The sequence below is a fragment of the Rhizobium sp. Leaf311 genome (assembly GCF_001423445.1).
Lineage (GTDB): Bacteria > Pseudomonadota > Alphaproteobacteria > Rhizobiales > Rhizobiaceae > Agrobacterium.
Genome location: NZ_LMNZ01000024.1, coordinates 47160 through 72074 on the forward strand (window position 1 = coordinate 47160; position 24915 = coordinate 72074).

General features: G+C 58.1%; 23 protein-coding genes. 16 read left to right on the top strand and 7 right to left on the bottom strand.

What is annotated here, in order from left to right:
- The coding region (locus ASF69_RS21550) for a HEPN domain-containing protein (protein ID WP_244475553.1) at positions 1-700 on the top strand (700 nt) is incomplete at its 5' end.
- Positions 701-1297: 597 nt separating this feature from the next.
- On the opposite strand, the gene repC is transcribed toward ASF69_RS21550, so the two are convergent.
- The 3 genes from repC to repA form a co-directional block, all read right to left on the bottom strand.
- Positions 1298-2512: a plasmid replication protein RepC gene (gene repC, locus ASF69_RS21560; protein WP_062590531.1), complete on the bottom strand. Its 1215-nt coding sequence runs from the start codon at positions 2510-2512 to the stop codon at positions 1298-1300.
- Between the two features lie 200 nt (positions 2513-2712).
- Entirely contained in the window at positions 2713-3747 is a 1035-nt protein-coding gene (gene repB / locus ASF69_RS21565; RefSeq protein WP_062590533.1) for a plasmid partitioning protein RepB, read from the bottom strand.
- Positions 3744-4967: a plasmid partitioning protein RepA gene (repA, locus tag ASF69_RS21570; RefSeq protein ID WP_062590841.1), complete on the bottom strand. Its 1224-nt coding sequence runs from the start codon at positions 4965-4967 to the stop codon at positions 3744-3746. Before repA ends, repB begins: the two co-directional genes overlap by 4 nt.
- Positions 4968-5601: 634 nt before the next feature.
- Here repA and trbB point away from each other — a divergent pair.
- The 11 genes from trbB to trbI are packed head-to-tail and all read left to right on the top strand — an operon-like array spanning position 5602 to position 15096.
- The gene (gene trbB / locus ASF69_RS21575; protein WP_062590534.1) at positions 5602-6567 is read left to right on the top strand and encodes a P-type conjugative transfer ATPase TrbB; all 966 of its coding nucleotides are present in this window, start codon (positions 5602-5604) and stop codon (positions 6565-6567) included.
- Positions 6557-6934 carry a TrbC/VirB2 family protein gene (locus ASF69_RS21580; protein ID WP_062590537.1) on the top strand — a complete coding sequence of 126 codons (378 nt, stop codon included), beginning with the start codon at positions 6557-6559 and terminating at the stop codon, positions 6932-6934. Before trbB ends, ASF69_RS21580 begins: the two co-directional genes overlap by 11 nt.
- Positions 6931-7215 carry a conjugal transfer protein TrbD gene (locus tag ASF69_RS21585; protein WP_062590539.1) on the top strand — a complete coding sequence of 95 codons (285 nt, stop codon included), beginning with the start codon at positions 6931-6933 and terminating at the stop codon, positions 7213-7215. The genes ASF69_RS21580 and ASF69_RS21585 overlap by 4 nt, the downstream gene beginning before the upstream one ends.
- A gap of 10 nt (positions 7216-7225) precedes the next feature.
- Positions 7226-9682, top strand: a complete 2457-nt coding sequence (locus ASF69_RS21590; protein ID WP_062590540.1) for a conjugal transfer protein TrbE — start codon at positions 7226-7228, stop codon at positions 9680-9682.
- A gap of 16 nt (positions 9683-9698) precedes the next feature.
- Positions 9699-10457, top strand: a complete 759-nt coding sequence (trbJ, locus tag ASF69_RS21595) for a P-type conjugative transfer protein TrbJ (RefSeq protein ID WP_244475554.1) — start codon at positions 9699-9701, stop codon at positions 10455-10457.
- Positions 10458-10489: 32 nt separating this feature from the next.
- The gene (trbK, locus tag ASF69_RS21600; protein WP_244475571.1) at positions 10490-10657 is read left to right on the top strand and encodes an entry exclusion protein TrbK; all 168 of its coding nucleotides are present in this window, start codon (positions 10490-10492) and stop codon (positions 10655-10657) included.
- Positions 10651-11829 (top strand): P-type conjugative transfer protein TrbL, encoded by a 1179-nt coding sequence (trbL, locus tag ASF69_RS21605; protein WP_062590546.1) that lies wholly within the window; start codon positions 10651-10653, stop codon positions 11827-11829. The genes trbK and trbL overlap by 7 nt, the downstream gene beginning before the upstream one ends.
- Positions 11830-11850: 21 nt before the next feature.
- A complete protein-coding gene (locus tag ASF69_RS21610) occupies positions 11851-12513 on the top strand; it encodes a conjugal transfer protein TrbF (protein WP_062590548.1) in 663 nt (220 codons plus the stop codon).
- 16 nt (positions 12514-12529) lie between these two features.
- Complete coding sequence (gene trbG / locus ASF69_RS21615; protein ID WP_062590550.1) at positions 12530-13342, top strand: P-type conjugative transfer protein TrbG; 813 nt, start codon at positions 12530-12532, stop codon at positions 13340-13342.
- Positions 13343-13345: 3 nt separating this feature from the next.
- Positions 13346-13783, top strand: a complete 438-nt coding sequence (gene trbH, locus ASF69_RS21620; protein WP_062590553.1) for a conjugal transfer protein TrbH — start codon at positions 13346-13348, stop codon at positions 13781-13783.
- 14 nt (positions 13784-13797) lie between these two features.
- Entirely contained in the window at positions 13798-15096 is a 1299-nt protein-coding gene (gene trbI, locus ASF69_RS21625; RefSeq protein WP_062590555.1) for an IncP-type conjugal transfer protein TrbI, read from the top strand.
- Positions 15097-15205: 109 nt separating this feature from the next.
- On the opposite strand, the gene ASF69_RS21630 is transcribed toward trbI, so the two are convergent.
- The 4 genes from ASF69_RS21630 to traA are packed head-to-tail and all read right to left on the bottom strand — an operon-like array spanning position 15206 to position 20850.
- Positions 15206-15796 carry a TraH family protein gene (locus ASF69_RS21630; protein WP_062590557.1) on the bottom strand — a complete coding sequence of 197 codons (591 nt, stop codon included), beginning with the start codon at positions 15794-15796 and terminating at the stop codon, positions 15206-15208.
- A gap of 14 nt (positions 15797-15810) precedes the next feature.
- The gene (locus ASF69_RS21635; protein WP_062590558.1) at positions 15811-16977 is read right to left on the bottom strand and encodes a conjugal transfer protein TraB; all 1167 of its coding nucleotides are present in this window, start codon (positions 16975-16977) and stop codon (positions 15811-15813) included.
- Complete coding sequence (gene traF / locus ASF69_RS21640) at positions 16967-17497, bottom strand: conjugative transfer signal peptidase TraF (RefSeq protein WP_082469823.1); 531 nt, start codon at positions 17495-17497, stop codon at positions 16967-16969. Before traF ends, ASF69_RS21635 begins: the two co-directional genes overlap by 11 nt.
- Positions 17498-17529: 32 nt before the next feature.
- On the bottom strand, positions 17530-20850 hold the full coding sequence (gene traA, locus ASF69_RS21645; RefSeq protein WP_062590562.1) for a Ti-type conjugative transfer relaxase TraA: 3321 nt from the start codon (positions 20848-20850) through the stop codon (positions 17530-17532).
- Between the two features lie 254 nt (positions 20851-21104).
- Between traA and traC the strand changes: the two genes are divergently transcribed.
- The 4 genes from traC to ASF69_RS21665 all read left to right on the top strand — a co-directional run bounded on the left by traC (position 21105) and on the right by ASF69_RS21665 (position 24216).
- Complete coding sequence (traC, locus tag ASF69_RS21650; protein ID WP_062590564.1) at positions 21105-21401, top strand: conjugal transfer protein TraC; 297 nt, start codon at positions 21105-21107, stop codon at positions 21399-21401.
- A gap of 4 nt (positions 21402-21405) precedes the next feature.
- Positions 21406-21621, top strand: coding sequence for a type IV conjugative transfer system coupling protein TraD (locus ASF69_RS21655; protein ID WP_062590565.1), 216 nt, complete (start codon positions 21406-21408; stop codon positions 21619-21621).
- Complete coding sequence (gene traG / locus ASF69_RS21660) at positions 21608-23578, top strand: Ti-type conjugative transfer system protein TraG (protein ID WP_082469824.1); 1971 nt, start codon at positions 21608-21610, stop codon at positions 23576-23578. Before ASF69_RS21655 ends, traG begins: the two co-directional genes overlap by 14 nt.
- Positions 23579-23877: 299 nt before the next feature.
- Positions 23878-24216 (top strand): WGR domain-containing protein, encoded by a 339-nt coding sequence (locus ASF69_RS21665; RefSeq protein WP_244475555.1) that lies wholly within the window; start codon positions 23878-23880, stop codon positions 24214-24216.
- Positions 24217-24915 lie beyond the last annotated feature (699 nt).

A 24915-nucleotide genomic window follows, 5' to 3' on the forward strand; every position in this document is an offset into this window, starting at 1 on the left:
GAACAATCGCAAGCTCACGGATCACGCCACCTATTGGTACAAGGCAGCCGACCGGATTATTCGGGACAGCTTCATCGAAACGCCGACGCAGTTCATCGTCCACTCACTGCGAGAGGTGAACACGGAGCTCAAGAAAGGCCACTACTTCTTCTCGGATATCCGAAAGGAAGGGATCGTTCTCTACGAGCTTGATGACGAGCCGTTGGCTGAGCCGAAGCTGTTAACGGCAGAGGAACGGTTGAGTGTGGCACGCGAGCATTTTGAACACCGATACGCGGAAGCGGAGGCTACACTCAAGGGCTCCCACTTTTATCGAGACGCCTCAAAAGCGCCGAGTGATGTAATGGCGGGTTGGGCGGCATTCCTTCTTCATCAGACGCTGGAGCAAGCCTATTCAAGCGTTTTGTTGACGCTCACGAACTACGGGCCTGCCTCTCACAACGTGAAATTCCTTCGCTCTCTTGCCGAGGAGCAGGATCTGCGCCTGGTGGAAGCTTTTCCACGCGATCATCACCGGCAGAGAGCCTGGTTCAACACGATCAACGAAGCCTATGTGAAGGCTCGCTATTCCAAACATTTTGAGATTAGCGAAGAGGCGCTTGTCTGGCTGGGTGAGCGGACCGCACATCTCTTGGAACTGGTAGAGGTTGTGTGTGACGAGCATATCCAAAAACTGGAGCAGGATGTTTCGCCCAAATAGGTAACAGTACATGCTGCGGCTCTCGCAACCACCAATTCCTGTCACTTCGCTCAACGGGAAAACACCTCCCACAGTGCCGGGGGGCCCGTCACCTAGCAGACCCACCGAAGCTGATCTCGGTTTTGCTCGAGAGAATGATATGAAGGTCTCGGATCATACCGGCGGCTTGGAGAAACGCGTCTCTGATTTCATCATCGCTGTGCCAACCACGTTCGATTGATAGCGCCATGGTGTGAATGTCGAGAACGCGGTCGCGACCCGGACCCGACGGCATGCCGATTGTTTGGCGTAGGTCGCGGATTGTGGAGACTGCCCGCTCAAGCATCCGCCGCTTTTGATACGCATCTAAAAGGCCAAGCCTGTTAGCGTTAAGCACCAGTTCAGCAATGAATTTGTTCGTCAGTGTGATGGCGTGAGTGTTATTGGGCACGCAACTAGCGTCAATGTTAAACAGCTACCCCGGTGCTTCAGGCAATTGTTTCGAATTGAGCTGTGACGACAGTGCATCAGCCGGTCCCTTCCAGTGGTAACTACACCGGCTGCGATCAACGTGAAGCGCAGCGCCACAGCATCTAAACTACCAACGAGCGATCTTTCTCATCCCGTTGCCTTCTCCGAATGACCTGCCGCACGCAACAGCGCCATGAGCACGGGCCCTAGCGAAAACTCGCCACGCTTTGCCCTATTGGTGAGATCTCGCAAATATCCGCCAGGCGAATTGATGTGGCCGCCGCGCTCGAGGATAGAGGCGATTGTGACCGCCGCATTTTCCGGCCCCATCGCCTCACATGCCTCCTGGTACGCGGACGGGCTGACACCCAACATCGATCGCACCACGACCGCGGCCGTCATGAGTTCGCGCCAGTTACTGATCCTGCCATCGGGACCGTAGTTCGAAATTTCAGGGCAAGCCCGAAGTACAAGACCGATAGGGAACGCCCTGATCGGCACACTCTCGGCCCGCTTCTTCTCGCTCGGCTTCGCTCCCTGCTCTTTTTCAGAGCTAGGTTCAAGTTCATTAAGGGGTTTGGTATTTGAATTCTGTATGTGACGCTCATTATGAGCATCATTGGTGCTCATATTTGCAGAAATATCTTCGAAATTCAGGAGCTTGAGTACGTCCTGGCGCAAAACACTCATCTCAGCGGCGATATTCCTCAGGTCGTGGAGCGTAGGGTTGCGCGGAATCCGTCTCACTAGGTCGAGATAGCGCTCTTCCATCTGAACCCAGTCACCGGGAGAACCTTCGTCAAACGCCGCTGTTATCAGCTTACGGATGTCGCGCCGGCAGATTGTCAGCGCCTCTTTTTCTCGACGAAACGCCAACCGCTCCGCCGCTACCTGTTGAGCGAGCAAAGCGAGTTCTTCTGAGCGTGTCAAAAGCGGTGAAATATCGAAGCCATAGGCGTGCTCTATCGAACCATCTTCGTCCTTGCGCGCGTATCGCTTACCGTTTGCGCTGTCCTTACGAATGATCAGGCCCGTTTCGACAAGGAGAGCCAGATGCCGGCGCAGCGTTGCACCTGCAATGCCATGGGCACGAATGGACAATTGAATGTTCGATGGGAAAACCACAAGTTGGGCGTCCTGGCGCAATTCGTTTTCCGGGTAGAAACTGAGCAACGCGTCAAGGACCGCGAGGCTGCGATCCTGTAGCCCGAGCGTTTCACGCGCTTCCGACGCGTCTCGGAAGACCTTCCATTTGTCGGCTGTTTTACCCTGCTTGATTTTCGTCGTGGCTATTTGCCGCTTGACAAGCGCAAGCGTTACCGGCCGCCGCCCAAAAGGCGTCGATACCTGTCCGTCTTCCATGTCTTCGCCCCATCAAAAAGGCAAAAGAAAAATGCTCACCAAATCGGTGCCGAATACTCTTGACTGGGATTCAGGGAAATGCGATTCTCTCGTTGTCACACATCGAGAAGGGCTTCCATGACGGCAACGTTTCGGGGGCCTTTTTCTTTTGCGCGTTTTCCTTCCTTTGAAGTCAGTTTCTTGGTTGCCTGGCAACCAGATTAATCTTTCGATCGCTCGCGCTCAAAGCGTTCTGCCAGTTCCGGTAGCGTCGCTTCGATAAACGAGAGGAATTCTGCGCCGGCCGCGGTGCTGGCAGAGATACGCATATCTTTTTTGGTACGCACGAACCTACCGAGCTCTTGCCCAGCAGCGCTTGAAATCGTGTTGCCGTTGCTTGTAGCCGGTTGCGAGGAGCGTAGAGCGTTGAAGGCCGCTAGGAACTTCTGGTCAGAAGCCTGGCGCTTAGCCATTGCTTCAGAAAGTGCTGAGCGCAGTTGATCATGCAGCCCGGCTTGCTCAGAAAAGACTTTGGCAAACTCAGCCCACCTTGGTCGTCCAACCTTCGGAGCTCGACCGATGGCTTCGATAATGTCCAGCGGAACCGTGCGATAAACGGCGCGCATTCTCGCAAGTTCAGGATCATCAATGGATAGCGCCGCCTTGATATCGCGCGGCCTGACGTTTGCGTCGTCCATGCGAGAAGCAAACAACGCACGCTCAATCCAGGTCAGATCCTGTCTATCGGCGTTCTCGATGCCCTGAGATATGACCAGCTCGACATCGGAGATTTCGACTTCGATCGCCTTGACCGGAATTCCGAGTTCCTTGGCTGCGCGTAGACGGCGATGGCCATAAATAACCTGATATCGGTCTGGTGACGACGGCGACCGGCGAACCTGAATTGGGACCTTCTGTCCCTCAGATTTGACCGAGTTGCGAAACGTTTCGAAATCTGACGCCTCGTCATCGGGTAGACGATCGGGAAAAGGCGATGGATCGATCATCGAAGGATCGATATTACGAATGGCGCCGCCACCCGATTCCAGTAACGCCTTCAGGCGGTCGCGCTCGGATTTGATGTCATCAATTGCCCTGTGGGCCGCGCCGATAACGCCGGCACCGACGCGAGCGGGCGCCGGTGCGGCTGGCGACTGCTGCGTCTCACTTCCGTTCGTCGAGAGCCGATTTTCCAACTCAGCCGACAATAAACCAAAGTTCGCAACGATAGATTTACGCGACGACTTAGAGGTCATGTGCGCCCCCAGCTATTGTTGATAAGTTTCACGATCGCTTCATTGACGGCATCCACGGCCTCACGAGCGCGTTTATGCGTATCACGGCCGATCTGCCCCATCTCAAGCTCATAAATAGAGCGTTTCGCGAGTCCTGCTGCCTCTACAGCAGTGCTTTCGATCAGAGTCGGGAGAAGCACGTCTGATCCAAAGAGGTGACGCATCATAGCAACGACCTGCGACTGCGGCGCATCATTGGGATCGTGGCGAGTGACTAGGTAGCGAATGAAATCCTGGTCGAGCTCGGCGCCACTCTCATTCAAGACACTGATCAAGTCGCCCATCATCAAAAGGAACTGGCTCATGGATGCCACGTCGAGCATCGCCGGATGAACGGTAATAATCATGCTGGTGGCAGCATAAATCGCGCTCAACGTGAGGAAGCCGAGAGACGGCGGAGTATCCAGAATGACGACATCATAATCCTCATCGACCTCGGCGAGGGCAAGCTTCAGACGCTCGAAGAAGATCGCGCCAGACCCAGATTTTTGCGCCAGAACCCGCGGAGTTTCGTGTTCATATTCCATAACCTCGAGGTTGCCTGGGACCAGGTCGATGCCATCGAAATAGGTTTTGCGAATGATATCGCGGATCGGCCGCCGCTCCGCATCGTCGTAACGTAGCGCGGCGTAGATGGTCTCGTTTGCACCGACGTCAAACTCCGGCTGCGCGCCAAACAGAGACGAGAGGGATGCCTGCGGATCGAGATCGAGTGCAAGCACGCGATATCCTTGCAGAGCAAGATAGTGCGCTAGATGGACACAGGTCGTGGTCTTCGCACTACCGCCTTTGAAGTTTGCGATGGCGATAACCTGGAGATGCTCGCCCGGGCGCCTCCTCGGCGAGAAGCGGAGCGCTTCAGACGGCTTCTGGCCTGCAAAAAACTCCCGAAGCTCATTGATCTGCGAAAGCGAGTAAACGCGGTGGTTGTTTTCAAGGCGGCCCGGCAAAGGCCCGCGACCCTCACTCGACATGAGTTTGAGAGTGGAATCAGGTATGGAGGTGAGCTTGGAAACTTCATTTGTGAGGAATGGACGCAGGCTCTTCTCCGACTTCGGAGGATACATACGCGTGCGGAGTTCCTGCAATTGCTGTGACAAAAGGCTTGCGTGCCGCGCGATCTTGCTGCCGGCATCTTCCTTCTGTCCACCTGTCATCTCTGCTCGTTCCGCTATCGCCATAATTTCCTCTTGGCGGGCAATTGCCGGTTTGCCGACTTCAGCCCGCCAAAGATACATCACGATTCTGCGTTGTCGTCCAGCGTTATAGAGTTAACGAAACCTTAATCCACTAGTATAACGCGAGTGGCTGTAATCGAGTATTGTCGTTCCGATTCAACGACTTAGGTCCACTTAAACCAGAATTTGTAACGCAACCGCTACTAGCACATTTGCTAGTGATTTGCGCTGCAAGCCGCCATTTCACGCCAGTCTGTAGCGCCAGCGTTCGGCGAGAGGCTGGAAAACGATTCGCCCAATATCAAAAGCAGCAATAGGCGCTCCTTACTCGCAGGCGGTCATGATCGTAGGTGCCGTATCCTTGCGCGACGACAGGAAATCGGCACGGCCCAGTCTTGAGCTTACGGCCCGGTCAGGGTCAATACATTCAATTTCCTCAGGAATAGGCGCGCGACCAACAATTCCCAAACGTCGTAGCGACGCTGCTGACTGACACTTTTGCCACTGGATTGATCGACCCACCATATCGCAACCTTCTCCAAACACATGAGAGGAGCTTTGCAAGACATATGACGGACATCGGTTTGAGCAGCAGGCGCGCGAAAGGCACGACCTATTCTTCAAGTGAGCCGCAGCAATGACGCGTGCTTCCTCACTGCCGCGCCTCATCCGGAAATTGGAAGACGCTCTCGGTAGCCAGGTGTGCGACGCATTGAGCGATCCCTGCGTCGTAGAGGTAATGGCAAATCCCGATGGTAGACTCTTCATTGAGCGTCTTGGATCCGGCATATTTCAAGCGGGCAAAATCACCGTAGAGGCCGCGGAAACGGTTATCGGCAGCATTGCGCATCTGCTCGGATCCGAAGTCGATGACGCGCGTCCGATTGTATCGGGCGAACTGCCAATAGGTGGACACCGCTTTGAAGGCCTGCTGCCCCCTGTCGTTTCTGCTCCGACCTTCACGATCCGACGACGCGCGTCCCAGCTCATCAGGCTCGATGCTTATGTAGCAAGCCAAGTGATGACGTCTGCGCAGGCAAGAATTATTCGGCACGCCGTGACATCTCGACTGAACATACTTGTGTCGGGGGGGACCGGCTCGGGCAAAACGACACTTGCCAATGCGATCATCGCGGAAGTCGTGGACCAAGCACCAGACGACCGCTTGGTCATCCTTGAAGATACCGCGGAGATCCAATGCGCTGCGGACAATGCTGTCAGCCTGCACACCAGTGACGCGGTCGACATGTCACGTCTCCTGAAGAGCACAATGCGCCTGCGCCCAGATCGGATCATCGTTGGCGAGGTCCGTGATGGCGCAGCGCTGACCATGCTGAAGGCCTGGAATACAGGGCATCCGGGAGGTGTCGCAACGATACACTCAAACAGCGCACGCTCCGCGCTTCAGCGCCTTGAGCAGCTGACTGCCGAGGCCAGTCACCAGCCGATGCAGGCCGTTATCGGAGACGCGGTCGATTTGGTCATATCGATTGAGCGAGCCGCCAAAGTAAGGCGCGTGAGCGAAATTCTCCACATAACCCGATTTGCCGATGGCCAGTATCAGACGGAACCCTATGCAGAGGAGAGCTTAGATGCCGCATAAGAGATCACTCCTGACGCTTGCCGCCATGGCCTTGTCTATTGCCTCCGCTACTTCCCCCGCCTTTGCCAGTTCCGGAGGAAGTCTTCCATGGGAAGGGCCGCTTCAACAGATTCAGGAGTCAATCACTGGTCCGGTCGCCGGCTATATCGCATTGGCAGCCGTCGCGATTGCCGGCGGGATGCTGATCTTCGGGGGCGAGCTCAACGATTTTGCTCGCAGGCTGGTCTATGTCGTCCTGGTCGCCGGCATTCTGCTGGGTGCGACGACGATCGTCGGCCTCTTTGGCGCCACAGGTGCGTCGATCGGCGTACCAAAAGAGCGGGTCACGCAGGTCGTTTCGGACGGAGCGGGGGAGGGGAAGTTGTGAGCCTCCAACGCAATCGCATTCATCGCGCGCTGTCGCGTCCAAACCTGCTGATGGGCGCCGACCGCGAATTGGTGTTGATCACCGGGCTTGCAGCCGTGATTTTGATTTTCGTCGTGCTGACCGTCTACTCGGCGCTCTTCGGTGTGGCCGTCTGGATCGTCATCGTCGGTTTACTCCGCATGATGGCCAAATCCGATCCGTTGATGCGACAGGTCTATGCTCGTCACATTTCCTACAAGCCGCGCTACCGGCCAACGGCTTCACCGTGGCGCAAGTACTAGAGGTGTCCCGATGGCTGCCCTCACACGTTTCCGCGCGACCGGTCCCTCGTTCGCTGATCTCGTTCCTTACGCCGGGTTGATCGACAACGGCGTGCTCCTCTTGAAGGACGGAAGCCTTATGGCGGGATGGTACTTCGCAGGCCCGGACTCCGAAAGCGCAACCGACCACGAGCGCAACGAGCTATCCCGGCAGATCAATGCGATTTTGTCGCGTCTGGGAACAGGCTGGATGATCCAAGTCGAAGCGGTCCGGGTGCCGACGGTTGATTATCCGCCGCCGGCCCAGTGCCATTTTCCAGATCCCGTCACCCGCGCCATCGATGCCGAGCGCCGGACCCATTTCCAGCGCGAGAAGGGGCACTTCGAGAGCAAACATGCGATCATTTTGACCTACCGGCCGCTCGAGTCGAAGAAGACGGCGCTCAGCAAGTACATCTATTCGGACGAAGAGAGCCGGAAGAAATCCTACGCCGATACCGTCCTGTTCGTGTTCCTCAACGCGATCCGGGAAATCGAGCAGTATCTAGCCAACACCCTCTCGATTGCCCGCATGCAGACCCGAGAGGTCTGCGAGAGAGGAGGGGCGCGGGTCGCGCGCTACGACGACCTCCTGCAATTCGTTCGATTTTGCATCACGGGGGAGAGCCATCCGGTTCGCTTGCCCGATGTCCCGATGTATCTCGACTGGCTGGCGACGGCAGAGGTGGAGCACGGCCTGACCCCAAAGGTCGAGAACCGGTTCCTCGCGGTGGTTGCCATCGATGGCCTGCCGGCCGAAAGCTGGCCCGGCATTCTCGACAATCTCGATCTGATGCCACTGACCTATCGATGGTCGTCGCGGTTCATCTTCCTCGATGCGGAGGAGGCGCGCCAGAAGCTCGAGCGCACGCGCAAGAAGTGGCAACAGAAGGTTCGCCCTTTTTTCGACCAGCTTTTCCAGACGCAGAGTAGATCGGTCGATCAGGATGCTATGACTATGGTCGCCGAGACCGAGGACGCCATCGCTCAAGCCTCGTCGCAGCTTGTAGCATATGGCTACTACACACCGGTCGTGATCTTGTTCGATGAAGACCGCGACGCCCTACAGGACAAGGCGGAAGCCATCCGTCGACTGGTCCAGGCGGAGGGGTTCGGCGCACGCATCGAAAGCCTGAACGCCACGGATGCGTTTCTCGGCAGCCTGCCGGGTAACTGGTATGCCAATGTCCGTGAGCCGCTGATCAACACAAGCAATCTGGCGGACCTCGTTCCGCTGAACTCGGTATGGTCAGGCAGTCCCACGGCGCCTTGCCCCTTCTACCCGCCGAACTCACCTCCGCTAATGCAGGTCGCTTCGGGCTCAACGCCGTTTCGCCTCAACCTACATGTCGACGACGTCGGCCACACCCTGATCTTTGGGCCGACGGGCTCGGGTAAATCGACGCTTCTCGCACTGATCGCCGCGCAATTCCGTCGTTACGAGTTCGCGCAAATCTTCGCGTTCGACAAGGGCAACTCGCTCCTTCCCTTGACGCTTGCTGCCGGCGGCGACCACTACGACATCGGCAATGACCAGAACGGGGAGGGGAGAGCACTAGCGTTCTGCCCGCTCTTTGATCTTTCAACGGATGGCGACCGAGCTTGGGCGATCGAGTGGATCGAAATGCTCGTCGCCCTGCAGGGCGTCACCATCACGCCAAACCATCGCAATGCAATCTCACGCCAGATCAGCCTGATGGCGACCGCGCCGGGAAAATCGCTTTCGGACTTCGTCAGCGGTGTGCAGATGCGCGAGATTAAGGATGCGCTGCACCACTACACTGTCGACGGTCTTATGGGTCAGCTTCTAGATGCTGAGGAAGATGGTCTCACGCTTCGCGCCTTCCAATGCTTCGAGATCGAGCAGCTCATGAACATGGGCGAGCGCAATCTCGTACCTGTCCTCACTTATCTCTTCCACCGGATCGAGAAGCGGCTCGATGGCGCTCCGAGCCTGATACTTCTGGATGAGGGTTGGCTGATGCTCGGTCATCCCGTGTTCCGTGACAAGATCCGGGAGTGGCTGAAGGTTCTCCGCAAGGCTAATTGCGCTGTTGTTCTGGCGACGCAATCGATCTCAGACGCCGAACGGTCCGGCATCATCGACGTGCTGAAAGAATCCTGCCCGACCAAGATCTGCTTGCCGAATGGTGCCGCGCGAGAACCGGGCACCCGCGAATTCTATGAGCGGATCGGTTTCAACGAGCGCCAGATCGAGATCGTCTCGGGTGCTATCCCGAAGAGCGAATATTACGTCGCCACGCCAGACGGACGGCGGCTCTTCGATATGTCGCTTGGGCCGGTGGCACTAAGCTTTGTCGGCGCATCTGGAAAGGAAGACCTGAAGCGGATACGCGCGCTGAAGGCGGAATACGGCCAGGACTGGCCTACCCATTGGCTTGAATCGAGGGGAGTTCACGATGCCACGTCGCACCTCAACGTCCAATAACTGGATCATCGCAACAATGACCGCGGTAATCGCGCTATACCCAGTTGCGTCCGCCCCAGCGGGATCTGCAACGGGCGCTGCTACCGAATGGACGCAGCTTGCCAACAATGCTCAGCTCATCGACCTTCTCAAAAGCTCCGGTTTGCAGGTCGATAACCAGCTGACCCAGATCACGCAATTGGCAGAGCAGATCCAGAACCAGCTGAAGATCTATGAGAACATGCTTCAGAACACGGCGCAGCTCCCTGATCATATCTGGGGACAGGTCGAAAGCGATCTCAACCGTCTGCGCAGCATTGTCGACCAGGGGCAAAGCATCTCGTTTTCGATGGGCAATGCCGACGATGTCCTTCAACAGCGGTTCAAGAGCTATTCGGACCTGAAAACCAATCTGCCAAATGCCGAATCCTTCTCTAGCACCTACCAATCCTGGTCGGATACGAACCGGGACACGATCGGCAGCACGCTGAAGGCAGCGAGCCTAACAGCGGATCAGTTTGACACGGAAGAAGGCACAATGAGTTCGCTGAGATCCATGTCGGAGTCAGCCGACGGCCAGATGAAGGCGCTCCAGGTGGGACACCAAATCGCAGCCCAGCAGGTTTCGCAGATGCAGAAGCTGCGTGGCCTGATTTCCCAGCAGATGACGATGATGGGGACCTGGCTGCAAACCGAGCAGACGGACAAGGATCTCGCGCAGGCTCGGCGAGAGAAATTCTTCAATGCCGACGTTTTCACAATCCCAAGCGGACAGAAGATGGAGCCACGCTGGTGAGCCGCTCGGTCCTAATTGTTACAGTGCTAGCGATGCTCGCTGCAGCGGCTTCCGCCACGACCTTCTATTTCGTCCAGGCAAACACCCTAGCGTCATCAAAGATGAGCGAGGAGCAACGAGACACGCGCGAGAAATTCTTCGGGATAGCCAAGAAACTGCTTCCGATCGAAAGAGGTCAGGAGATGCGTCCAAGATGGTAAAGCGAAATCTCGAGAAGGCTGTCTTACTCGGAGGCATTGCCTGTTTGACCCTCTCCACTCCAGCGTTTGCACAGCATGGGCAAGTTCTGACAGAGCTCGAGAACCAGGTTTCAGCTGCCGCTAAGGGATGGGAGATAACCATCATGGATGCCGCAAGGTCACTGTTCTGGATCCTTGCGGGGATCGAGGTCGGTATCGCCGCGGTCTGGCTTGCTATACAGGCCGCATCCCTCGAAAGCTGGTTCGCCGAACTCGTCCGGCGCATCATGTTTATCGGCTTTTTCGCGTTCGTTCTCACCCAGGGACCAACGCTTGCGAGGGACGTAGTCAACAGTCTCTACCAGATCGGTGCGGGCGAAGGATCCGCTTCACCGGCGGAGGTGTTCGATGCCGGTATTCGGGTCGCATCGCAGATGTCCGAACAGGCCAAGTTCGGCGTGTTTGAGGACAATGCGCTTGCGATCGCCGCTGTCCTCGCGATGGGCGTCGTCGTGATTTGCTTCTCGCTCGTTGCCGCGATCTTCGTCGCGGTGATGGTGGAGATGTATGTGGGTCTGCTGGCCGGCATGATCATGCTCGGCTTGGGTGGTTCGTCCTTTACGAAGGATTTTGCCGTCCGCTATCTGGTCTATGCCTTCGGCGTCGGCATGAAGCTCATGGCACTCGTCATGATCGCGAAAATCGGCTCGGAGGTCCTTCTCGGCCTGGCGCAAGCGCCGAGAGCTGAGTCTGATCAGTTCATTACCACATTGGCGATCGCCGGCGTATCGGTGGTCGTGTTTATCATCTCCATGTACGTGCCAACGATTATCCAGGGCGTCGTTCAAGGTGCTTCTGTCTCTGGCGGCATGGAAGCCATCCGCCATGGTGGGCAGGCCGCATCATTTGCGCTTGGCGCAGCATCTCTGGCAGCGGGCGCAGTCGTAGCTGGCGCCGCAGCGGCTCAATCAGCACGCGCCGCAGGATCCTCTGTCGCGGGCGCCGCGCTGCGAGGCATGGGCGCCGGGTTCGGATCAGCCGGAAAAGCAGCTGGCTCAGCCGCCAAGGAGAAGGCGATCGGTTCGCCCGGCGCTTACGCGGGCTCGATCATGGGGCTCGCCAACGCCAAGCTCGATCAGAGCCGAACCGGACAAAGCGGGCCGAAGACGCCGCCGGAACGAAACGACAAGTAATCAACAGGAAGGCAAAAAGCGATGGCAGCACACCGGCCGCCCGATAGCCCTTACCTTGCCGCGCGGCAGGAATGGACAGAACGATATGGATCCTACGTCCAGTCCGCGCGGGCATGGCGGACTGTCGGCATTCTTGGACTTTTGATGGCCGTGATCGGCTTCACCTATGCCATGTATCTCAGTACGCAGGTCAAGCTCGTGCCCTACATCGTCGAAGTCGACAAGCTCGGCACGTCGATAACGGCCGGCTTCCCGCAGCAGATCGAGTATGCCGATTCCCGCGTCGTGCGCGCGACACTGGGCAATTTCATCACGAGCCTGAAGTCGATCACGCCCGACGCGGTGGTGCAGAAGCAATATATCGACCGGACCTATGCGCTTCTCCGGACATCCGATCCATCGACCCAGAAAATCAATGCCTGGTTTCGCGGCAACTCGCCGTTTGAGAAGGCCAAGACATCGACTGTCGCCGTCGAGGTCAACAACATCGTCGCGCTCTCCAAGCAGACCTACCAGATCGACTGGACCGAATACGAACGCGACCGCAAGGGCAAGGAAACCGGCACGCGCCGGTTTCGCGGCATCGCCACGGTCGCGCTGACCGCACCACAGGACGAGGCGATCATCCGCCTCAACCCGATCGGTCTTTATGTCCAGGACTTTGACTGGACCGCACAGCTTTAAGGGCAGGGGAAATCACATGCACAGAACAGGATTGATCGCGGCCGCCGGCTGCATGGCCGGCCTCGTCTTTGCGGATTGCGCAGTCGCGCAGAGCATGACGTCGAACGAGGTGAAGGGGACTAATATCTCGCGGAAATGGCGGGGGACGCCGGGTCTGGTGACGACCGGGCCAGACGGCAAAGTCATTTTTCTGTTTGGCGAAACCCAGCCCTCCGTGGTGTGCTCGCCACTTCAGGTCTGCGATATCGAGCTGCAGGGCGGCGAGATCGTCCGCGATGTACTTGTCGGTGACACCGTCCGTTGGAAAGTCGAGCCGGCGACGTCGGGTGCAACTGGCGGGCAGGCGATCCATCTGATCGTCAAGCCGTCGGAGGCCGGCCTCATCACGTCTATGGTCGTGACGACGTCCCGGCGGACCTACCATATCCAGCTCAAATCCCATCCCAGCCAATACATGGCCCGGATCGGCTTCGAATACCCGGAAGAGGTGTCGACCAAGCTGGCCGACATCAGCGCCCGGCTTGAGACCGGGGGCATTCCGGGGACCGCCCCCGACAAGCTGAATTTCTCCTACTCGATCAGTGGTGGCGCCTCATGGCGGCCGAAGCGCGTCTATTCCGACGGCGCCAAGACCTACATTCAGTTTCCTCGCTCCATCTCCGGCCAGGACGCGCCGGTGCTGTTCGTTATCAGCGGCGGCCAGAACCGTATCGTCAACTATCGCATGAAGAACGACATGATGATCGTCGACTACGCCGTCGACAAGGCCGTGCTCATCTCAGGGGTCGGTTGGCGCCAGCAGAAGATCACGATCCGGCGGGGAGGCTGACCTATGAGAAAGACGCTCGCCGCTATTATCATCTCCTTCATCCTTCCCGGTTGCCAGACAGCGGATGAAACCCTGACCACAAACTCCACACCGATTGCGGTCACCGGCGCCACCGCAAGCGCAATCGCCGGCGACATGGCAAGCCGCCTTGCCGAACACGTCGGCCCGGCCGGTACCACAACGCTCAAAATGGACAAGGACACCTCTGAATATTCGGCTGCCCTTGAGGCTGCACTGAAGGGATGGGGATACACGGTTATCGCCGATGGAAAAGTCGGCAAGGATCAGAAGCCGATCGAGGTTGCGTGGTCGATCGACAGCTTAGATGGGCAGGTCCTTGCACGGATCAGCACGCCGGCCATCGCCCTCGGTCGGGCCTATACAGCGACTTCTGCGGGTGCGACGCCGGCTAGTCCACTGTCTATCATGCAGCGCAACTGAGGGGAGGGGAGAGCATGGTTCAATCGCTCCAGCTCGGCACGACGTGCAATGCTGACGATCAACAGAGCATGCGGCGGCTAAATAAACTGCCGATCATCATCGCGATTGTCATCATCGTTCTGTTCTTCGGCGTCGTCATCGTCGGCCTGTCGTGGCGCGGTCTCTCCTTCAACCGTGGGAACGAGCTCGACACCACCTCCGCGTCGCCGGCGACAACGTTTGGCGATCAGCTGAAACGAGGCGTGACGGACGGGATCATAGGCGAACCGGAGCAACGAGAAGTATTTCAGCCGACGCACGTCATCGTCGAACGCGAGCCGGTGAGAGATGCTGTCGTGGAGCGGCGAAACGAGATCCTGACGGAACGGCGATCGCAGCTCGAGCCGGAAGCCGACTGGAAGGCGCGGCTGAAGCGCGAGCAGGACGAGCAGGTCATTCGCGAAGCGCAGCGTCAGAGGATGGCAAGCCTCCAGGCTCGGGCAACAGCGCTTGATTCTCCGCTCAAGGTTGACGTTGCCGAGGTCCAGAAGAGCGCTTCCGAAACCAAGACCGACGCCCGCCAACCACTCAACGCCACGACGAACAGTGCATCCGACCTCTATAGCGCCGCGATGGAGTCCGGACTGCTCGGTCAGCACGTTGACCAGAACGGTCAGACTTCGAAGGAAGACTTTTTCAATCAGGACATCAAGGATCTTGGCTACCTGCCGAACCAGATGGTGCCGCAGCTCTCGCCTTACGAGTTAAAGCGTGGATCGGTGATCCCGGCCACGATGATCACCGGCTTGAATTCAGATCTTCCGGGCAGGATTTCGGCGCAAGTCAGCCAGAATGTCTACGACAGTGCCACAGGCTACTGGCTGCTCATCCCGCAGGGAGCGAAGCTATTTGGTCGCTATGACTCCAAGGTATCTTTCGGCCAGGAGCGCGTACTCGTCGTTTGGACCGACCTGATTTTCCCCAACGGGTCGACACTTCAGATCGGCGGCATGTCCGGCACGGATGCCGAGGGGTATGGAGGTTTTAAAGACAAGGTTGATCGTCACTTTTGGCGCACCTTTGGGTCCGCCGCGCTTGTCGCCATCATCGGCACAGGGATCGATATGTCGATGCCGGAGAGCTCGACACTGGCCACACAGGATACGGCCTCTGATGCGGCACGCAGGAATTTTGCCGAAAGTTTCGGAAGAGTGACCGAGCAGACAATTTCAAAGAATCTTAATGTCCAGCCGACCGTCAGGATCCGGCCGGGCTACAAATTCAATGTTCTGGTAGATCAAGATATTGTCTTTCCGAAGGCTTACAGAAACTAGAGGTAGCCTCACTTAAGGAATCGGCTCCGCTGCCGAGCCCCGCAACCGATCGCGTCAATTTTAAAGTCGTGTTCCGTCCATTTTTAATTCATCACGCGTCCATTCTTAATCATGGTCGCATCCTATCCTCGATCCTCTTCAGATCGATCCGAATACTGGCATCCTCCGGCTTCTTAGCCAGTGAATCTTCGCCTTTGCCAGTATTTTCGGTCGTCACCTCCGAACGCTGCACGACCGCCCCACCCGGATCCTCAGCCTGAAACACACTCCCACCCTCGAACTTACCGGTACGCCAAGCGTGGACAGCGTCATCGAACAGCTGTGGGAAAACCTCTTCGCTTGTCGGATTTCTATACCACTTTGCAACGATGCGGAGGATCTTGGCGAACATCCCTGTGCCCATCCGCAGATTGGCGCAGGGATCGACCAAATCCACCTTCAGCTCCGACGCGTCCTTAATCCCTATGCCCGCTGGGATCTGGGTAAGACCAACCCGTACGATAGAGCCAGCAATGTTCTTACGAACGATCTCGATCGCTTCCTCGGGTGTTTTCGGCTTGGGAATGAGGATCAGACGGCCACCGGACTTCACCGTTATGGCAAGCGGATCGTCCGACCCTACCGCCTGGACGAACTGCTCAACGACTGCAGGTTTCAAGAAAGGATCGGTACATCCTTTGATCAACGCAGCATCAAGCATGTGAGCTCCATGTTTCAAAGGTTAAAAGAGATGACAAGAGGGAGATCAAAAAGGCGGGTCCAGGCCTCGCTGCTCGCCCGTTGAATGTCGATGATCGACGTCCCCGCGATCCACCAACCGTTTCCCACTGAAATGATAACGTCGGGGCGGTGAAAGGCCGATTGCAAAACCGGCCAGACGAGGAGTTGTTCGTAGCAGATCAGCGGCGCGACTTTTGCGCTGGCAACCTCAACGACGGGATTGGCGAAGAAATGGGCCCGCGCGCCAGATTCACCATCACCACCAATCCAGGCTCTCCACGGCTGCCACATCGATCCGGGCACCGGCATTCGCTCCCGGTAGAGAATCTCTGTCCTCTCAGCGGATATCGTCACGAGCACGTTGTCGTAGCCGCGACCATCGATGAGTGCCGCTCCAGCGATGACCGTGATATCGGTCCCGGTGAGCGCTTTCTGCCAGAAGCGAGCAGCCGTCGGCGTCCAGAAACCGAGAGCACTTTCCGGCAGCACAACGGTTGTGCCCGTCGGTTGGGCAAGAGCAACGTCGATCAGCTCCTTTTGCCGGTTAAGACCACCTTCGCGTCCTAGAGATGCGCCCATTTTGAGGTCGACACCCGTCCACGACGCAGGTAGATTTGGCGGCGTCCACTGAGCGGCGGACCAGAGCCAGAAGCCTATCATGGCCATGGCTGCAGCCGGCCTGTATCGCGTTGTCATGACGCCCAGGCCGGCTGCCATCACGGCTAGACCCCACCATCCCCAGCCGGGAAACAGAATACCCGCAACGGTGATCGGATGTGCCCATCCTAGAATGCCAAAAGGTGGCACCGCCATCACCAGACACGCCGCGATGTATCGCAAAGATTTCTGCCAGCCCTCGCGATTGGTCCAGAGCAACACATGGACTGCCACATACGCGGAAGATGCGACGAACCAGAGCAGAAGTCCCGGCCAGATATCCTGACCATAGAAGTTCGCCACGCCCCGCGGTAGTCCACGCGATGCAGCGAGGAAATACGCTGCGGAGATCAAGGCCGCCTGAAGTCGCGTCCGTGCAAGGCACCAAAGCACGGGGAAGGCACCTGCGACGGGGAGAAGGAGCGCATGACCACTCCAACCGATCCATCCGGCGCTGGCAGATAATGCGACGAGGACACCCGTTCGGAAGAAATCACAGTGCATAGGTCCAAACCTCATGCGCCAATCCAAGGATGCCATCCATCGGCAGAGGACCGAAGTACCGGCTGTCGAATGAACCCGGGAACTCGGAATGGAGAAAGACCGCGCCGGGCGGTACGACACCACCATCGTAGTGCACCATCTCACGCCTCTGGCCGTCCGTCCGTGCAACGCGCGAGTGACGGAGTGGCCGACCATCGATGCGTACATCTTCATGAATCTCGATCACCTGTCCGGACGTCGCCACAACCGTCTTGATCAGCGGCGCCACGCGGTCGGCGCAGAGGCCGAAGCGTAGATATCCACGCGCCCGCGCCTCGCGCATTGCGTCGGTGTCCGGTGGGCAAATGAAGACCAGATCACCGACCAAGATCGGACGATTGGGCTTGACGATCCGCCACAGACCCAGGGGCTCGCTCGGTGTGAGATTGACCCGAAAACCTGCCCCTCCGAGCAGCACAATGAGGCCAAGCGTTAACAGGCTGACGCTGCTGATCCGATAGAACCAGACGAGCCGCTTCATGCGCCGCAGCACTCTCTGTCGATGACGCATCTTCATTTGAGAGTGAGCCCCTGAGACCTTGTCTGCCGAATTGCTTCAGTTTGTTTGAGTGCCGTCACGTTGCGCTCGTGGGCATAGAGTTGCTGCACCGTCCTCATCGAGTTCCAGGCCTGCTGCACCTCACTCTTCTGGGCGGCGTTCATGCCAGACGTCACGCGCTGGAAGGCCTCACCGGTGGTATCCTTCGCTGCGAGGGACAGGAACGTTCTTTCTCCGAAGCGTTCGGTGACTGCCTTGGCGAAACCTTCGAGTTCGGCCTTCACCATCTTGTCGGCAAGCGCATATTCGAGCCCCGACGGCAGGTCGTTGCGGTCAATGGCGTCACGGACGCGCTCCAGCACGCTTTTCGCATTAGACGAGAGGGCAGGGATCTCCAGCGCGACCTGCCTGCGGACCGCAAGCTCCTTGGCGTGATTTCGCCGTTCGGCATCGCCACGCTGGCGGAGATAATCGCTGATGCTGTCGGCGAGTGGCGCGATATTCTTCAGCGCCCTGTCCCGGTCAATCTTGTCGCCGCGGCTGGCAAGTAGACCCGTCTTGCCCTTAAGAGCGCCAAAGGTTTCAGGCTTGCTGGCAATCCTGGCGATGGTCTTTTCCGCAGCTGCCTGGTCGCGCAACATCGCATCGACGTTGACGGCTTTGAAGGCGCTTTCCGGCTGCGCGTAGACGTAATGGAAGCGCATCGAGACTTCTTCCCATTGCTTCTTGAGCGCTGGGTCTGCGGCGAGCTTATCCTCGACGGTTTGGTCGATCGATTTCGGGAAGGTGGTGATCCCGGCCACCATGGGTTTGGTCTCCTTTGCTAACATTCGAATTGCGCTGGCCGTCGAGGAGGCGAAGCCGAGCTTGGTGCCGATGGCCGTGAGCCGACCGGCGAGAGCGAACAGCTTTTGCTTCTGCCGGATCGTCCATTCGAGACGGTCACGCGCGACGGTTCTGGCAACGTCAACGATGTGAAGGCCGCGCGCCTCGGCAAAGCGCAGTGCCTGCCGGTAGATGCTGCCGCCGGCGTAATCGAGCGTCGTTTCTTTGGAATTCCTGCGCGACAGGATCTCGACCAGACCGCCAGCCTTGGTGAAAGATCGGCGACCATAATAGACGCCGAGATCCTCACGGTGGCGGGTCATCGCCACATAGGTGAGGTGACGATCCAGCGAGAGGGACGCCAGCACCTTAACCCGGTCTACCGTCGCGCCCTGGCTTTTGTGCACCGTAGTGGCATAACCATGATCGACATTGTTGTAGAAGCGCTGTTCAACGATAACCTGGCGCAGGTGCTCACCCTCGCCGATGACGGCCACGAGGCGCCCGGGTGCTGCTTCCACCACCGTGCCCAGCATGCCGTTCTTGACGCCGATCGCCCCTTCGTTTTTCAAAAAGACAATCTGGTCACCGGCTGCAAAGTTGCGGTTACCATCGGCGGTATTGAACACAAATCCCTGCTCAATGATGCCGCGCTCGATTAGCTTGGCGCGCGCCAGTTCATTCAGCATTCGGACGTCACGGCGCAGGTGCGCCAGGATCAACGTGGACTTGGCAGGATCGTATTCGCGGTTCCAGTCCGAGATGAGGTTGGTGACCGCATCGGCCTTCAGCTCTGAGCCAATCATCTTGCCGTTAGACTGATAGGCTGCGAGGGCTTTGCCGACATTGCCACGCGCGAGATCGAGCGATGCGTCGCGCATCCATTGCTCGCGCTGGCGATAGATGGTTTCGAGTTCGGCATAGCCGATGCGATCGGCGATGGCGCGGAAGGCGGCACCCGCTTCGATCGGCTGAAGCTGCTCCGTATCGCCGACGAGCACGAGCTTGGCGCCGCCTCTGGTGACAGCTTCCACGAACAAATCCATTTGCCGCGACGATACCATGCCGGCCTCGTCCAGAACGAAGATAGTCTTTTTGTCGAGCTGCACGCGACCCTGGCTCCAGCGGAGTTGCCAGGAGGACAGCGTGCGCGAGACGATGCCGGCTTCCTTCTCCAGTCCTTCTGTTGCCTTGCCGGCAAGCGCGCCACCGACCACACGATAGCCGGCCGCCTCCCATGCCTCGCGTGCAGCCCTCATCATCGTTGTCTTACCGGCGCCAGCGCGGCCGATCACGGCGGCGATCCGCTCTCCACCGGTAACGTGTTCGATGGCGGCCTTCTGCTCTTCGGACAGCCGTTCGTGACGTCCAAACGTCGCCTCAAGTACGGTCGGCCGGACGCCATGCGACGACTGCTGCGAGAGCCAGATCGCCCGGTTGGCCATCTCGGCTTCGAGACGGAGCAGTTCGCGTGTCGTGTATTTTGCCGGCGCCCGAATCCCGGTCGCAAAGTCCACTCGCTCGCGATTAAGCCGAAGGGTCTCGGGGGACTGCAGGATGCGCGCCATCAAGCTTCGGAAGAGGCCCGCATCATCGATATAGCGATGCAGGACCTTGGCGACGTCGCGTTCGGCGAAGACACTCTTCTCTCGCGTGATAAGATCAAGCACGATCTCCGGACGACGCTGGATCCGACGGGCGTTCTCAGCCCGTCGCTCTTCCTGCAACTCCAGTCGTTCGAGCGCAGCTTTTTCCCCCGCAGGTCCATTCCCACTGACTGCTTTCCTCTCGATCGCCTTCGTGCCGACGCCGAGATGGATGGTCGGCGTCAGATCGATGCCCTGCTTCTCGAAGGAGCGGCCATCGACCCTGATCTCGAGGCCGGCGAGCGTCAGATGCCGGTTCTGGCAGGCGAACCATCCGTCGCGAAAAGTATTGAAGTCCTCAAGCCCACCGGCCCAGAGTTCGTAGACGATCTTGCCGCTATGGTTGCGAAGCGGTTGACCATCTGGTCCGGTAACAGCGACCTTCTTCGAACCAAAACCGTCTTCAGTCAGTGGACGCAGCGTCGTCATCAGATGGATGTGCGGATTGCCCGGCGCATCGTGGAAAACCCAATCGGCCACCATGCCATCGGCCGTTATGTGCCGCGCCACAAAGTCCCTGACGAGCTCTATGTTCTGCTCGGCTGACAGCTCGATCGGCAAGGCGATGGTGATGTCCTTGGCAAGCTGTGCGTCCGACCGCTTTTCGAAGTCCTCAAGCTTGTTCCAGAAGACTTCCGACGCGCTGGCGACAGACCGATCGGCAATCAACGATTGCAGCCATTCCGGAGCGCCTCCAGGAATGACAAACTCCTCATGCAGCAGCCCCTGCTTGCGAGTGTAATCGATGGTGCGGGCTTCCCGCTCGTAGTCCATCCGAGCGCAGTGCCGATAGGCCGCCGACAGCACGGCACTGCGGCCGGAGCCGCGCGCAACGATGCTGACTGAGAAATGCGGGACGGCCATGACCAGAGAAACTCCTTCGATCGAACAAAACCAACGTGTTCGTGAGGAGCGGAAGGCCCCGCCAGAGCCTTGAAGCAGAGCGTCGCATCAGCGACGTATAATTGCGCCCTTCGGATCCGTCCTTGCGAACGGTCGGGATGATGCTCAAAAGCGTAGGCTCCGCCTACTCGCATTTCTGTTAGTAGATCGGCACGCCGATCTGAACGACTCTGGCTGCATGAACCACGTCATGCCGCAACAGGGACAATCCAGAGATGAAGAAGCCATCCTCCAAAATCCGTGAAGAAATTGCCAAGCTCCAGGAGCAGCTTAAATACGCGGAAACGAGAGAGGCCGAGCGTATCGGTCGCATCGCACTGCGGGCAGGCCTTGGCGAGATCGAGATCAACGAGACGGATTTGCAGGTGGCGTTCGAGGAACTGACGAAACGCTTTCGCGGAGGCAAGGCCGGCACAAGCGGACCGAAAGGGGCAGGGGAAAGCAGCACGGGCAATGAGCAGTCCGAAGCGCCCGCGTCTGGCGCGAATTCGGGCATCCCTAGTGAGGCTTGAGAGGATGAGCAGGAACGCAACGTCCGATGCCCGGAAGAAGGAAACGCGTGACAAGATCGAGCTTGGCGGCCTGATCGTCAAAGCCGGCCTTCGCTTCGAGAAGCGCGCGCTTCTGCTCGGCGCTTTGATCGACCTGCAGAAACGGCTGAAGTCCGACGATAACGAGCGATCACGACTGACAGCAATCGGGGCAGAGGCGTTCGGCAATGAAGGCGAATAGGGTCGTTCTCGTTATTCTGCCTGTGGCCGTGATGAGCGCTGCCATGTACGCAATGACCGGCATCGAGACATGGCTGGCCGGGTTAGGAAAGACCGAAGCGGCAAGGCTTACTCTTGAACGAGTAGGGGTCGCCGCACCCTATACGGCGGCGTCGATGCTCGGCCTGATTTTCCTGTTCGGAACGGCGGGATCGGCGAGCATTCGCGCTGTAGGCCTTGGGGCCACTATCGGCAATGCTGTGGTCATTCTAATGGCGTGCTTGCGTGAAGGAATACGCCTGGCAGTGCTTTCACCCCAAGTCCCAGCCGGAAAGTCCGCGCTATCCTATCTCGATCCCTCGACTGTGATCGGCGCGACCGCTGCACTGATTTCAGGCTGCTTTGCAGTTCGGGTGGCGATGGTCGGCAACGCCGCATTTGCACGGCCTAAACCGAAGCGCATTGTTGGTAAACGCGCATTGCACGGCGAGGCCGACTGGATGACACTTGGTGAAGCCGAAAAGCTGTTCCCGACGACAGGCGGCATCGTCGTCGGTGAGCGGTATCGCGTCGACCGTGACAGTGCTGCCGCCATCTCTTTCCGTGCCGATACGACTGAAACCTGGGGTGCAGGTGGCAAGTCGTCGCTGCTTTGTTTCGACGGATCGTTCGGTTCCTCGCATGGCATCGTCTTCGCAGGATCGGGCGGTTATAAAACGACCTCGGTGACGATCCCGACAGCGTTGAAGTGGGGCGGATCGCTCATCGTGCTCGATCCGTCGAACGAGGTCGCACCCATGGTTTCGCAACATCGTGAAGAGGCAGGCCGGCGTGTCAGGATTCTCGATCCGCGCAAACCCTCGACGGGCTTCAACGCCCTCGACTGGGTTGGCCAGTATGGCGGCACCAAAGAGGAGGATATCGCCTCGGTCGCATCATGGATCATGAGCGATAGCGGTCGCGTGAGCGGGGTCCGAGACGATTTCTTTCGTGCCTCTGGCTTGCAGCTCCTGACCGCAATCATCGCCGACGTTTGCCTGTCTGGGCATACGCCGGCGGAACAGCAGACGCTGCGCCAGGTGCGCAGCAATCTATCGGAGCCCGAGCCGAAACTCCGACAGCGCCTTCAGGATATCTACGACAATTCGGAATCGGGCTTCGTGAAAGAGAACGTCGCCGCATTCGTCAGCATGACGCCGGAAACGTTCTCCGGCGTCTACGCCAACACCATCAAGGAAACACACTGGCTTTCTTACCAGAACTATGCGTCGCTTGTCTCGGGCTCGACATTTCGAACCGAGGACATCGCATCCGGCACGACGGATGTGTTCATCAACATCGACTTGAAGACGCTGGAGAGCCATAGCGGATTGGCGCGTGTCGTGATCGGCTCATTCCTGAACGCGATCTATAATCGAGATGGCGCGATGGACGGGCGCACGCTCTTCCTGCTCGATGAGGTTGCCCGCCTCGGCTATATGCGCATTCTGGAGACCGCGCGGGACGCTGGCCGCAAGTATGGCATCACGCTGACGATGATCTACCAGTCGATCGGCCAGTTGCGCGAAACCTACGGCGGCCCCGACGCGTCCAGCAAGTGGTTCGAGAGCGCGAGCTGGATCAGCTTTGCCGCAATCAACGATCCGGAAACAGCAGAGTATATTTCTCGCCGCTGCGGCATGACGACCGTCGAGATCGATCAGGTCAGCCGTAGCTTCCAGTCGCGCGGGTCTTCACGGACCCGGTCAAAGCAGGTTGCCGCTCGGCCGCTCATCCAGCCGTATGAAGTGCTGCGGATGAGAGCTGACGAGCAGATCGTCTTCACGGCGGGAAACCCGCCGCTACGCTGCGGTCGCGCCATCTGGTTCCGGCGAAACGATATGAAAGCTTGCGTTGAGCAAAGTAGATTCTCGTTGCGCGCAGTGCCTCGCCATTCAAAATATGAGCATCGGAGAAATCAGCATAGCGACGACCGCTAGGGCGTGATTTCGGGAATTCTCGTCATGCTTCGGTCGGATATCGGGCAGCCGCAGGAGGCTTAGCATAGCGCCGCGTCAGCGGAAGCCGGGACCGACTGCCCCTGACCGAGGCATTCTGCTTGAGAAAGTTGTTTACTCGTCGGATACCCTTCGGTCAGTCCGTCGAAGACTTCCATCACCGCGTAAGTGATGGCTTGGCAAATAGCGAAGATCGAACGCGGACTTCGTTCGCAACAGCGCTTAGACCCGTACGCCGGAGGCGGACCGCCCAAAAACGACTGCATCGCCAGATCACGAAAATGAATCAATCACCCCCGAGCGATTCAAAACTATCGTTGGACGAAGATTCCAAGAAACACGATCATGGCGACATGATCATCCAGCCCTATAACCTGTATATCGAGCGCACAGACTCCACGCGAAACATGGCTCGCTTCTATGCGATTTCCATCGAGCCAAACCTGTTTGGGGAAGCTTGCCTGATGCGACGTTGGGGTCGTATCGGAACGCGTGGCCAGACGATGAGTCACCATTTTGAGACTGAGCAGGAGGCCGTCGATCTGTTTTTCGAGCTTCTCCGTCAGAAGAAGCGTCGCGGCTACTCATCAGTGGCCTATCAGGCGCCCTCTCGCAGATGACGCAGGGCTTGTGACATTGAAGGGTAAGGATTAAGGCGAGATCAGGAGTGGGTGCTGACAGGCGAACGTCGAAGTCAATCCGAGCCACCTTGTTGGCGTTGGTAGTGGCGTTTTCAGCATTCAACGCGTCAATTAACATCCAGATTACTTGAGCGACAACAGATTCGAGGTAAACCTCCGATTCCAAAATGCGCTGCGGTCTCGCGTATGGCCTGCGTCGTCGACGGAGACACGATTTGGCTAAACCGACAGAAGATTTGCATCGCCAAAAATCGACACGCTGGAGGTAGGCGAGCCAAAGTGCTCGTGGAGCCGGCACTTGGCAACAGCGCCACGGACAGGATGCCCAAGCTGATTAACGAAGGTCCCATAGAGATACAAGCGGGGCCCGACCGTGATGTCGACCGACATAGCCGCAAGCGTCGCGTCCTGATCAGAAAAGGCCGTAGTCTTGGATCTGGATTTCGACTTCGTGGGTCATGTTCTTCTCCTCGACTTCTGTGAACTATGAGCGACCAGTCCGGGAGGGGATGGCAAGGCCACGGATCGCGCCAGCGACCGGCAAAGCAGGGGAGGGGGGAGCCGATTTGTGGCAGTTGCCCTCAAAGTTGGGTGAAGCAAATTGGGGGCACCGCTCATCCTTGAGACCGGTGCCGCCGCTCGGCACAATCATACATTCTGAGCAGCTTCCTGCTCACC